Annotated in this window: 1 rRNA gene; it reads left to right on the forward strand. The window is 53.9% G+C overall.

The features are described 5' to 3' along the window. Positions 1-271 (forward strand): 23S ribosomal RNA (locus HP552_RS00010); the annotation flags it as partial.

Consider the following 271-nt stretch of genomic DNA (forward strand, 5'->3'; position numbering starts at 1 on the left):
CAGGGGTAGGGGAGCGTTGTATAAGGGTTGAAGGTGTACCGTAAGGAGCGCTGGACATTATACAAGTGAGAATGCCGGTATGAGTAACGAAAAGATCAGTGAGAATCTGATCCGCCGAAAGCCTAAGGGTTCCTGAGGAAGGCTCGTCCGCTCAGGGTAAGTCGGGACCTAAGGCGAGGCCGAAAGGCGTAGTCGAAGGACAACAGGTCGAAATTCCTGTACCACCGTAAGCCGTTATGAGCAATGGGGGGACGCAGTAGGGTAGTGACGC

The sequence above is a fragment of the Paenibacillus xylanilyticus genome (assembly GCF_013359935.1).
Lineage (GTDB): Bacteria > Bacillota > Bacilli > Paenibacillales > Paenibacillaceae > Paenibacillus > Paenibacillus xylanilyticus.